Here is an 11,474-nt window from a genome sequence, read left to right as displayed (position 1 = left end):
AACTCCCTTGAAGGTAATGCCTGATGACCCGTTTTCTGCTCCTGGGCTGCCTGCTGTTGCTGAGCGCTTGCGCCAGCCAGGCACCGCTGCCCGAGCACATCCCGCAGCTGACGTTGCCGCTGCAATTGCACATCCAGCGCCTGGAGGCTGCGCAACGTCAGGACTGGGTATTGGTGATCCAGCATGAAGAGACGGGGCTTCGCTGGTCGATGATGGATTTGCTGGGCATTCCACAAGCGCGGCAGAAACTGATCGATGGCAAGTGGCAGGCCGATGGTCTGTTGCCGCCCAACCCGGAAGCCCGGGAGCTGTTCGCCGCGTTGCTGTTTGCCCTGACCCCGAAGGATGAACTGTCGGGCAACTACCCCACCGCTTGGCAGCACGGCAAGCAACGCTCGCTGCCAACACACTGGGACGTCCTGTATTCACAACCCATGACCTTTGAATTGAACCTGCCCAAGGGGCCCCGCTATGAAGTCACGCCGCTGAGCGGGGAAGCACCATGACCGCCTATTTGAATGCCCTAGGGGTGATCTGCGCATTGGGTCGTGGCAAACGCGAGGTGGCTGCCAATCTGTTTGCCGGTGATTGCTCAGGCCTGCGCGTCGAAACCGGCTGGGTGCCTGAGCGCGCCTTGCCGGTGGCCGCGGTGAGCGGCGAACTGCCGTCGATTCCGCTTGAGTTGAAAGTGCAAGACACTCGCAACAACCAACTGTTGATGGACGCTGCGCTGCAGATTCGCGACGAGATAGATCAGGCGATCCAGACCTACGGCCGTGACCGCATCGGCGTGATTCTGGGCACCAGCACCTCGGGCATCGATGAGGCCAGCCGTGGATTGGCCCATTACATCCGCGAACATGAATTCCCTGCCGAGTACGACTATCAGCAACAGGAACTCGGCGCACCGGCCAACTTCCTGGCCGACTGGCTGCAGCTGAGCGGCCCGGCCTATGTGATTTCCACCGCCTGCACCTCCAGTGCCCGGGCGCTGATGAGTGCCCAGCGCCTGCTCGACCTGGGCCTGTGCGACGCAGTGTTGTGCGGCGGCGTCGACAGCTTGTGCAAACTGACCCTCAACGGCTTCTCGGCACTGGAAGCGGTGTCCGGGCAGCGCTGCAATCCGTTTTCGGTCAATCGCAATGGCATCAACATCGGCGAAGCCGCCGTGTTGTTTCTGATGAGCAAAAGCGCCGGAGATGGCCAGTCCATCGCCTTGCTCGGCAGCGGCGCCAGCTCCGATGCGCACCATATCTCCGCGCCGGAACCGACCGGCCGTGGTGCGCTGCAAGCCATGAGCAAAGCCCTGAACCGGGCCAACCTGCAACCGCGGCAAATCCAATACCTGAACCTGCACGGCACCGCGACCCAGCACAACGACGCGATGGAAAGCCTCGCCGTGGCAGCACTGTTCCCGCAAGGTGTGCCCTGCTCGTCGACCAAGCCGATGACCGGTCACACCCTCGGCGCTGCCGGCGCCCTGGAAGCCGCGTTCTGCTGGCTGAGCCTGAGCCCGGACAACCGCGACCACGCCCTCGCACCTCATCTCTGGGACGGCCAGCCCGACCCGAGTTTGCCTGCATTGCATTGGGTGACCCCGGCCGATCGCCTGACGTCCATTGCACCTCGCTATCTGATGAGCAATTCCTTTGCCTTCGGTGGCAACAACGTCAGCCTGATTATCGGAGATGCACCATGATTGACTGGCCGCTCGCCGAGTTGCTGCCGCACGCTGGCGACATGATCCTCATCGAACAAATCCTGGCGTTCGATGAAGAGCAGATTCACACCCGCCTCACCGTCAAACCCGGTGGCCTGTTCAACCGTCCCGACGGCAGCCTGCCGGCCTGGGTCGGCATCGAGCTAATGGCCCAGAGCGTCGCCGCCTACGCCGGTTGCCATGCGCGCCAGCGCGGTGATGCGGTGGAGTTGGGCTTTCTGCTCGGCAGCCGTAAATTCGAATGCAACGTCGAACACTTCCCGGCGGGTACGGAACTGACCATCCACGGCATGCGCTCGCTGGAAGACGATAACGGCATGGGCGTGTTCGAATGCCATATCAACGCCCCCGGCATCCACGCCACCGCGCGCCTGAACGTATTTCGTCCGCCTCAGGCCGCTCAATATCTTCATGAACCCGAAGGAGTCCAGTCATGACTGAATCCGTACTGGTCACCGGTTCCAGCCGTGGCATCGGCCGCGCCATCGCCTTGCGCCTGGCTCAGGCCGGGCACGACATCGTGCTGCATTGCCGCAGCGGTCTGGCGGACGCCAGCGCCGTGAAAGGTGAAGTCGAAGCCCTGGGCCGCACCGCCCGCGTCCTGCAATTCGACGTGTCCGACCGCGCCAGCTGCAAAGCCATTCTCGAAGCCGACGTCGAAGCCCACGGCGCCTATTATGGCGTGGTGCTTAATGCCGGCCTGACCCGCGACGGTGCTTTTCCGGCGCTGAGCGAGGAAGATTGGGATGTGGTGATGCGCACCAACCTCGACGGTTTCTACAACGTGCTGCACCCGGTGATGATGCCGATGATCCGTCGTCGCGCCGCCGGGCGAATTGTCTGCATCACCTCGGTGTCGGGGTTGATCGGCAATCGTGGCCAGGTTAACTACAGTGCTTCCAAGGCCGGTCTGATCGGCGCGGCCAAGGCGCTGGCGATTGAATTGGGCAAACGCAAAATCACCGTCAACTGTGTCGCGCCCGGCCTGATCGACACCGCCATGCTCGACGAAAACGTGCCCGTGGAAGAACTGATGAAAATGATCCCCGCACAACGCATGGGCACCCCTGAAGAGGTGGCCGGCGCGGTGAATTTCCTGATGTCGGCGGAAGCGTCGTACATCACACGGCAGGTTCTGGCCGTCAATGGAGGCCTGTGCTGATGAAGCGCGTTGTCGTCACCGGCATGGCCGGCATCACGTCCCTTGGCAGCGACTGGGCCACCATCGCCAGCCACTTCGCGGCCAACCGCAGCGGCATTCGGCGCATGGACGAGTGGGATCGCTTTACCGAACTCAACACGCGCCTGGCCGGCCCCATCGATGACTTCAAGGTCCCGAGCCACTGGACCCGCAAGCAACTGCGCAGCATGGGCCGGGTGTCACGGCTTGCGGTGGGTGCTGCCGAGCAAGCGCTGGCCGATGCCGGACTGCTGGGCGACGAGTCGATCAAGGACGGGCGCATGGGTGTCGCGTGTGGCTCGTCCACCGGCAGCACCGACGAGATCAAGGCATTTGGCAACATGCTGCTCAACTCGGTAGCCGAAGGCCTGAACGCCAACTCCTACGTGCGGATGATGCCGCACACCACTGCCGCGAATATCAGTATCTTCTTCGGCCTTACCGGTCGTTTGATCCCGACGTCGAGCGCTTGCACCAGCGGCAGCCAGGGCATCGGTTATGCCTACGAATCGATCAAGTTCGGCCGTCTGCCGCTGATGCTGGCGGGCGGCGCCGAAGAGCTGTGCCCGACCGAAGCGATGGTCTTCGACGCGCTCTACGCCACCAGCCTGAAAAACGACGCCCCGCAATCCACCCCTCGCCCTTATGACAAGGGCCGCGATGGCCTGGTGATCGGTGAAGGCGGCGGCATGCTGGTGCTCGAAGAACTGGAACACGCACTGGCTCGCGGCGCGCACATCCACGCCGAACTCGTCGGCTTCGGCAGCAACGCCGACGGCCAGCACACCACGCGCCCCGAACAACTGACCATGCGCCGCGCCATGGAGCTCGCGCTGGAAGACGCCGGGCTGCAACCATCGGACATCGGCTACGTAAACGGTCACGGCACCGCTACAGAACAGGGCGACATTGCCGAAACACTGGCAACGAGTGCGTTGTTCGGCGAACACATGCCAATCAGTTCGCAGAAAAGTTTCCTCGGCCACACCCTGGGCGCCTGCGGTGCACTGGAATCCTGGTTCAGCATCGAAATGATGAACCGCGATCTGTATGCACACACGTTGAACCTCGACGAAGTCGATCCGCATTGCGGCAAGCTCGACTACTTGCGCGGCGAGTTTCGGCAGATGAGCAATGAATACGTGATGAACAACAATTTCGCGTTTGGTGGCGTCAACACCTCGTTGATCTTCCGTCGCTGGCACTGACCTGAACTACGTTTGGAGTAAAAGGAATGACTCTGTATCAGCGCATCGGCGCGTTGTTCACCGTGGCCGCTGCGCTGAGCGGTTGCACCGGTAACCCGGTGTACACCGCCAAGGAAACCTTTCCGGCCGACAAGGACCTCACCAACGACCGGATGAGCCGCGCTATCGTCACCTCGCTGATTGAACGCGAATGGACCGTGCAGTCGGCGCAGCCCGGCCTGATCAAAGCGGCCATCACCGTGCGCGGCGAACACCACGCCGAAATCGACATTCCTTACACATCGAATTCATTTGAAATCGATTACCGCGACAGCCGTGGGCTGAATTACAAGGACGGCCGGATCCACGGAACCTACAACCGCTGGATCGGCTATCTGCGTGATGACGTGATCCAGCAACTGGCCACCGACCCGGACCGCGACCAGCTCGTCGCCCTGCAAAATGCCTACGAACCCACCTTCCAGAACTTCCGTGAAGGCGTGAAACGCGCCACCGAAATCGGCTTGCTGGACGGTAGCGTCAAGTTCTACCTGGCGGGAGAAGCGCTGCCGGCCAACGTCAGCAAACTGAATACCGTGAGCAGTAGCCGAATCACCCAGAACAACGAAGAAGTCTCGGACGAAGACGCCTGCTTCCGGGCACTGCAATCGACACTGGCGACGTTGCAGAGCAAGGCGAAAAAGGCCGGGGCCAATGCGGTGATTAATATTGCGGGGGCTGGCAAACGCGATTTGAGCAGCGACAGCGGGAGCTATCAGTGTTTGCCGAAGGTTGAAGTGTCTGGGGTGGCGTTGCGTGGGGAGTTGGTGCGGGTTGAGTGAGGTGAATTGCGGGTACGGCCCCTGCACCGAGTGCAGAGGCCGTTCAAACACTTACTGAGCTTGAATCAACTTGCTTTCAGCAACGCCAGCACGACCGGTGTGGTCATCAACCACTTGCAGGCTGTTGCGTGCCTTGATGAAGCCCACTTTCACTTCCTGCCAGACAAAGTAGTTCTTGCCGGCTTCTGCGGTGAGTTTCAGTTCGGAATCGTTTTCCGCCGAGGACACCAGAGTCTGCTGACCGGCCGGAACGGCCAACATCAGGTACGACTTGGCGACGGTCTGGCCGACCGGTTTACCGTTGAGCGTCACCGGCATTTTCACCCCGGCGCCCATGCTCTCGTTGCGATAAACATAAATATTGGCTTTGTCCGGGGCGACCTGGAAGGTCTTCGCTTGAGCGTCCTGGCTGTCATCCGCCATTTTTACCGAAGCACAACCACCGGTGAGTGCGGCCACGGCCAGCAAAGCGGTGAGGGTTAGCTGCTTGAACATCCTGTATCTCCATTGTTTGTGATGAGTCCAATGACGGTTATCGGCTGATCAGAAAAAAGGCGAAGGGATGTATCAAAAAAACATGGCAAGCCCCAAGGCGTGATTTTGCGCACCACCAGAAGTGCTAAAAGCATTAGGGTTCGAAATGGTACTGCGTAGGGATCGGGTACTGTTTGACGGAGGCAGGACAGGCTAAAACGACAAAGGGCGCCTTTCGGCGCCCCTTCACAAACAGGCCGGCTTGTCATCGCCCTGTACCTGTCTGGCTCTGCGATGGCTGGTTACCCAGGATCCTCAGAGTCTCACAAGCCCCTTTCGGGAACGGGGCGAGTATTGCGCGAAATAGAACTCAGGGCAACGACTGGCCATTCGCCTGACTGCGCCACTTTCGATGCCATCACACGCCCAAAGCACTGCGTACCGCGACTTTGATCGCGTAAAACTCATCTGTTTCCAGTTGTGAAATAACATAAATACGCTTCCCTTGACGGTCTCGACTTCTGATCCGGTCCAGTCTGGAGAGGCTTACTGTCGCAACCATATCGCATTTCGCCCAGCAAACCGCACTGGCACCCTGGAGATGACTTTGCAGCTCCAGATGGTGATCAAGTATGCGATCAGGGGCGGTGGTACTTAGCGGCACAACCGTCACCAGCATGCTGTTGGACTTGTGTTTGCGTATCACAACAACGGGCCTGACCTTGATCATTTCGGGAACTTCGTACCCCCTGAAATCACAAATCAGTACGCTACCTTCCTTGGGTTGATATAGAAGCGGCATCCTTGGCACTCATCGAAAGAAATCGATTCTGCTCAATAACCGGGTGAATCCCTAAAGTGGATCCGTTACGCGAAATGTCTTTGCTCTCAAGCCCCTTCAACCTTACGCGTCAACAACTCAACAAACGCCTTGGCCATCGGCGACTTCTGATCCTTGCGCTGCACCAGCCACACCGCCGACACCGCCGCCGGATCCAGTAACGGTCTATACACCACACCGTCGATGCGCATCCGCTGATACGACGCCGGCAGCACCGACACCCCGAGCCCTGCCGCCACCAAGCCAATAATCGTCATCGCCTCGCCCGCCTCCTGCGCAAAGTGCGGACTGAAACCGGCATCACGGGCCAGGCTGAGCAATTGTGCGTAGAGACCACTGCCATAGCTGCGTGGGAAAAACACGAAAGGCTCAAGAGCCAGTGCCGACAGAAACAGCCCGTCTTCGCTGTCGTTGACCAAAGGATGCTTGGAACTGAGCACCGCCACCAGTGGTTCGCGCATCAGCTCCACGACGCTGAGCGAGTCCGGTAACCCCAGCGGCCGCATGATGCCGACCTCGATCGACTCGTCGACCAGCGCATCCGCGACCTGGGTGCTGCTCATCTCCCGCAAATTCAGGTGCACCGCCGGGAAGCGCTGGCGGAACGAAAAAATTGCTTGGGGAATGGTCGAGTTGAACGGTGCCGAGGACGTGAAGCCGATCTTCAATTCACCGAGCTCACCCAGTTGCGCACGCCGCGCCACGTCGGCAGCTTTGTCGACTTGCGCCAGCACCAATCGAGCCTCTTGCAGAAATAACCGACCGGCTTCGCTGAGCTCGACCCGACGATTGGTTCGCTCGAACAAGCGTGCGCCCACCTCGGCCTCCAGTGCCTGAATCTGTTGGCTTAGCGGCGGCTGAGAGATGCCTAGCACCTGAGCGGCGCGGCCGAAGTGCAGTTCTTCGGCGACGGCGATGAAGTAGCGCAGGTGACGCAATTCCATGAAAACCCCATTAGGTCGTAAAAGCTCTCAAACAGGTCGAACAATATATTGGATTGAATCATTAGGCAGCTATATGATTTTTTCATTGCCTGCCAGGCTGCGCCCCTCCGAGGTCCATCGTGAAAACTGCTGTCGCTCCACTCGCCCATGAAGTTCCGCCTGCTGCGGCGGACGATGTCGTCGCCGAGCTGAAGGAAATTTACATCGAAAAAGGCACGCCGATGTTCATGCGCACGGTGCTGGCGCTGTTCTCCGGCGGCTTCGCGACCTTCGCGTTGCTCTACTGCGTACAACCGATGATGCCGTTACTGTCCCACGAATACTCGATCAACGCGGCGCAGAGCAGCCTGATCCTGTCGGTGGCGACCGGCATGCTCGCCATTGGCCTGCTGATCACCGGCCCGATTTCCGACAGGGTCGGCCGCAAACCGGTGATGGTTGCCGCATTGTTCGCCGCCGCGCTGTGCACCATGGCCAGCGCGATGATGCCGAGCTGGGAAGGCGTGTTGATCATGCGCGCACTGATCGGCTTGTCGTTGAGCGGCCTGGCAGCGGTCGCCATGACGTACCTGAGCGAAGAGATCCACCCACAGCACATCGGCCTGGCCATGGGCTTGTACATCGGCGGCAACGCGATTGGCGGGATGTGCGGACGCTTGATCACCGGCGTGCTGATCGACTTCGTCAGCTGGCACACGGCGATGCTGGTGATCGGCGGCCTGGCCCTGATCGCCGCAGCGGTGTTCTGGAAAATCCTTCCGGAGTCGCGCAACTTCCGCGCCCGCTCGCTGCACCCGCGCAGCTTGCTCGACGGCTTCACCATGCACTTTCGCGATGCCGGTTTACCGCTGTTGTTCCTTGAAGCCTTTGTGCTGATGGGCGCGTTCGTCACGCTGTTCAACTACATCGGTTACCGCTTGCTGGCCGAGCCGTATCACATGGAACAAGCCTTCGTCGGACTGCTCTCGGTGGTGTACCTGTCGGGGATCTACAGCTCGGCGAAGATCGGTTCGCTGGCTGACAAGCTGGGGCGCCGTAAAGTGCTCTGGGCGACGATTGTGCTGATGCTCGCCGGCCTGGCCCTGACCATGTTCACGCCACTGCCGGTGGTGATCATCGGCATGTTGATCTTTACCTTCGGCTTCTTTGCCGCGCACTCCGTGGCCAGCAGCTGGATCGGCCGCCGGGCGATCAAGGCCAAGGGGCAGGCTTCATCGTTGTACCTGTTCAGCTATTACGCCGGATCGAGCATTGCCGGGACGGCGGGCGGGGTGTTCTGGCACTTGGGCGGGTGGAACGGGATTGGGCTGTTTATTGGCGCGTTGCTGGTGATTGCGTTGCTGGTGGCGTTGAAGCTGGCGAAGTTGCCGCCGTTGGGCGGTGTAAAGGCTTAAACACAAATATCCAGTCAGCCATGAACAACTGTGGGAGCGAGCTTGCTCGCGAAGGGGCCGGCACATCCAACAGAGTCGTTGGCTGACAGACCGCCTTCGCGAGCAGGCTCGCTCCCACAGAAAAGCCTAGCGTTTTATCAGTTCACGATCACTCGTGATACTGCGCCGACAACTCATGAACCGCGCGCAGGAAGGCGCCAGCATGTTCCGGATCGACTTCCGGGGTGATGCCATGACCCAGGTTGAACACGTGGCCGCTGCCTTTGCCGTAGCTGGCGAGAATGCGGCCGACTTCGGTGCGGATGGCTTCCGGTTTGGCGTACAACACGGTCGGGTCCATGTTGCCTTGCAGCGCAACTTTGCTGCCGACGCGATCGCGGGCACTGCCGATGTCGCAGGTCCAGTCCAGGCCCAATGCATCAGCGCCAGCGTCGGCGATACTTTCCAGCCACAGGCCACCGTTCTTGGTGAACAGGATCACCGGCACTTTGCGGCCTTCGTGCTCGCGGATCAGGCCGCTGACGATTTTCTTCATGTAGGCCAGGGAGAATTCCTGGTACGCCGCCGCCGAGAGGCTGCCACCCCAGCTATCGAAGATCTGCACCGCTTGCGCGCCGGCCATGATCTGGCCATTGAGGTAGCTGGTGACCGTCTGCGCGAGCTTGTCCAGCAGCAGGTGCAAGGCTTGCGGGTTGTCGTAGAGCATGGTTTTGGTCTTGCGGTAGTCTTTCGACGAGCCGCCTTCGACCATGTAGGTGGCCAGGGTCCATGGGCTGCCGGCGAAGCCGATCAGCGGCACGCGGCCGTTCAGTTCGCGGCGGATGGTGCTGACTGCGTCCATGACGTAGCCGAGGTCTTTGTGCGGATCAGGAATCGGCAGGGCTTCGATGTCGGCCATGGTGCTGACGACTTTCTTGAAGCGCGGGCCTTCACCGGTTTCAAAGTACAGGCCCTGGCCCATGGCATCCGGGATGGTCAGGATGTCGGAGAACAGGATCGCTGCGTCCAGTTGCGGATAGCGGTCGAGCGGTTGCATCGTGACTTCGCAAGCGAACTCCGGGTTCATGCACAGGCTCATGAAGTCACCGGCCTTGGCACGGCTGGCGCGGTATTCAGGCAGGTAGCGACCGGCCTGACGCATCATCCACACAGGGGTGACGTCTACGGGTTGCTTGAGCAGGGCGCGAAGGAAACGGTCGTTCTTCAGGGCAGTCATGTCGGCATCCGGAAAAAAAGTGCGGGCATTTTCTCAGAGCGCGACGCAAAAGGCACGGTTGCAGGTCAGCCTTTTGTCTATCGGGTCAATTTGTCGCGGGGGAATGCGCCATTTAGCAACACCCTGAAACCAATGTGGGAGCGAGCCTGCTCGCGAAGAGGGCTTCGCAGTCAACATCTCTGTTGGCTGATCCACCGCTTTCGCGAGCAGGCTCGCTCCCACATTTTGATCGCATTCCAATGTTGGAAAGCGATCAGACCTCCAGGTAATCCAGGATCCCTTCAGCCGCATTGCGGCCTTCGAAGATCGCCGTCACCACCAGGTCAGAACCGCGAACCATATCGCCACCGGCGAAGATTTTCGGGTTGCTGGTCTGGTGCTTGAACTTGCCTTGTTCCGGAGCCACAACGCGGCCCTGGCTGTCGGTCTGGATGTCGAATTGTTCGAACCACGGCGCCGGGCTTGGACGGAAACCGAAGGCGATGACCACGGCGTCGGCCGGGATGATCTCTTCGGAGCCCGGGATCGGCTCAGGGCTGCGACGGCCACGGGCGTCCGGTGCGCCGAGACGGGTCTCGACCACTTTCACGCCTTCGACGCGGTCTTCACCGACGATCGCAATTGGCTGGCGGTTGTAGAGGAATTTCACCCCTTCTTCCTTGGCGTTTTTCACTTCCTTACGCGAGCCCGGCATGTTCGCTTCGTCACGACGGTACGCACAGGTCACCGACTTGGCGCCCTGGCGAATCGAAGTACGGTTGCAGTCCATCGCCGTGTCGCCACCGCCGAGTACCACGACCTTCTTGCCTTTCATGTCGACGAAATCTTCCGGCGACTTTTCAAAGCCCAGGTTGCGGTTGACGTTGGCGATCAGGAAGTCGAGCGCGTCGTGCACGCCCGGCAGGTCCTCACCGGCAAAGCCGCCCTTCATGTAGGTGTAGGTGCCCATGCCCATGAACACGGCATCGTATTCTTCGAGCAGTTGCTCGACGGTCACGTCCTTGCCCACTTCGGTGTTCAGGCGGAACTCGATGCCCATGCCGGTGAAGACTTCGCGACGATTGCTCAGTACGGTCTTTTCCAGCTTGAACTCGGGGATGCCGAAGGTCAGCAAGCCACCGATTTCCGGGTTCTTGTCGAACACCACCGGGGTCACGCCGCCACGTACCAGCACGTCGGCACAGCCCAGGCCAGCAGGGCCGGCACCGATGATCGCGACACGCTTGCCGGTCGGCTTGACCTTGGACATGTCCGGGCGCCAGCCCATGGCGAACGCGGTGTCGGTGATGTACTTCTCGACCGAACCGATGGTCACCGCGCCGAAGCCGTCGTTGAGGGTGCAGGCACCCTCGCACAGACGATCCTGCGGGCACACCCGGCCGCACACTTCCGGCAGGGTGTTGGTCTGGTGCGACAGCTCGGCGGCCTGGAGGATGTTGCCCTCGGCCACCAGCTTCAGCCAGTTCGGAATGAAGTTGTGCACCGGGCACTTCCATTCGCAATACGGGTTACCGCAACCCAGGCAGCGGTGGGCCTGATCGGCCGAATGCTGGGGTTTGAAGGGTTCGTAGATCTCCACGAACTCTTTCTTGCGTTGACGCAACAGTTTCTTCTTCGGATCTTTGCGCCCGACATCGATGAACTGGAAGTCGTTATTCAGACGTTCAGCCATTGTT

12 protein-coding genes are annotated in these 11,474 nt (G+C 60.4%); 7 read left to right on the top strand and 5 right to left on the bottom strand.

Annotated elements, in window-relative coordinates:
• Positions 1-23: 23 nt before the first annotated feature.
• Genes ACWKV5_RS09165 through ACWKV5_RS09140 form a run of 6 tightly spaced genes read left to right on the top strand, consistent with a single transcriptional unit; the run spans position 24 to position 4,929 of the window.
• A complete protein-coding gene (locus ACWKV5_RS09165; RefSeq protein WP_483841017.1) occupies positions 24-506 on the top strand; it encodes a hypothetical protein in 483 nt (160 codons plus the stop codon).
• Positions 503-1,699, top strand: a complete 1,197-nt coding sequence (locus ACWKV5_RS09160) for a beta-ketoacyl-[acyl-carrier-protein] synthase family protein (RefSeq protein WP_483841016.1) — start codon at positions 503-505, stop codon at positions 1,697-1,699. The genes ACWKV5_RS09165 and ACWKV5_RS09160 overlap by 4 nt, the downstream gene beginning before the upstream one ends.
• Positions 1,696-2,157 carry a hotdog family protein gene (locus ACWKV5_RS09155; protein ID WP_483841015.1) on the top strand — a complete coding sequence of 154 codons (462 nt, stop codon included), beginning with the start codon at positions 1,696-1,698 and terminating at the stop codon, positions 2,155-2,157. Before ACWKV5_RS09160 ends, ACWKV5_RS09155 begins: the two co-directional genes overlap by 4 nt.
• Positions 2,154-2,882, top strand: coding sequence for a 3-oxoacyl-ACP reductase FabG (gene fabG, locus ACWKV5_RS09150; RefSeq protein ID WP_483841014.1), 729 nt, complete (start codon positions 2,154-2,156; stop codon positions 2,880-2,882). The genes ACWKV5_RS09155 and fabG overlap by 4 nt, the downstream gene beginning before the upstream one ends.
• On the top strand, positions 2,882-4,108 hold the full coding sequence (locus tag ACWKV5_RS09145) for a beta-ketoacyl-ACP synthase (protein WP_483841013.1): 1,227 nt from the start codon (positions 2,882-2,884) through the stop codon (positions 4,106-4,108). The genes fabG and ACWKV5_RS09145 overlap by 1 nt, the downstream gene beginning before the upstream one ends.
• Positions 4,109-4,134: 26 nt before the next feature.
• Complete coding sequence (locus ACWKV5_RS09140) at positions 4,135-4,929, top strand: hypothetical protein (RefSeq protein ID WP_483841012.1); 795 nt, start codon at positions 4,135-4,137, stop codon at positions 4,927-4,929.
• 51 nt (positions 4,930-4,980) lie between these two features.
• Here ACWKV5_RS09140 and ACWKV5_RS09135 read toward each other — a convergent pair whose 3' ends face one another.
• From ACWKV5_RS09135 to ACWKV5_RS09125, 3 genes are all read right to left on the bottom strand, one after another.
• Positions 4,981-5,424 carry a DUF2846 domain-containing protein gene (locus ACWKV5_RS09135; protein WP_483841011.1) on the bottom strand — a complete coding sequence of 148 codons (444 nt, stop codon included), beginning with the start codon at positions 5,422-5,424 and terminating at the stop codon, positions 4,981-4,983.
• 397 nt (positions 5,425-5,821) lie between these two features.
• Positions 5,822-6,205 carry a type II toxin-antitoxin system PemK/MazF family toxin gene (locus tag ACWKV5_RS09130; RefSeq protein WP_483841010.1) on the bottom strand — a complete coding sequence of 128 codons (384 nt, stop codon included), beginning with the start codon at positions 6,203-6,205 and terminating at the stop codon, positions 5,822-5,824.
• Positions 6,206-6,291: 86 nt separating this feature from the next.
• Positions 6,292-7,188, bottom strand: coding sequence for a LysR family transcriptional regulator (locus ACWKV5_RS09125; RefSeq protein ID WP_483841009.1), 897 nt, complete (start codon positions 7,186-7,188; stop codon positions 6,292-6,294).
• Between the two features lie 119 nt (positions 7,189-7,307).
• On the opposite strand from ACWKV5_RS09125, the gene ACWKV5_RS09120 reads away from it, so the two are divergent.
• On the top strand, positions 7,308-8,582 hold the full coding sequence (locus ACWKV5_RS09120) for an MFS transporter (RefSeq protein ID WP_483841008.1): 1,275 nt from the start codon (positions 7,308-7,310) through the stop codon (positions 8,580-8,582).
• Between the two features lie 148 nt (positions 8,583-8,730).
• Here the strand turns inward: ACWKV5_RS09120 and hemE are convergent, their stop codons facing one another.
• Together hemE and ACWKV5_RS09110 are read right to left on the bottom strand one after the other, a co-directional pair.
• Positions 8,731-9,798 (bottom strand): uroporphyrinogen decarboxylase, encoded by a 1,068-nt coding sequence (hemE, locus tag ACWKV5_RS09115; protein WP_046031163.1) that lies wholly within the window; start codon positions 9,796-9,798, stop codon positions 8,731-8,733.
• A 253-nt stretch (positions 9,799-10,051) separates the two neighbouring features.
• Positions 10,052-11,470, bottom strand: a complete 1,419-nt coding sequence (locus ACWKV5_RS09110; RefSeq protein WP_483841007.1) for an FAD-dependent oxidoreductase — start codon at positions 11,468-11,470, stop codon at positions 10,052-10,054.
• Between the last annotated feature and the right edge of the window lie 4 nt (positions 11,471-11,474).

This window comes from Pseudomonas oplopanacis (genome assembly GCF_057128725.1).
This window is presented reverse-complemented; position numbering and strand designations above follow the sequence as displayed.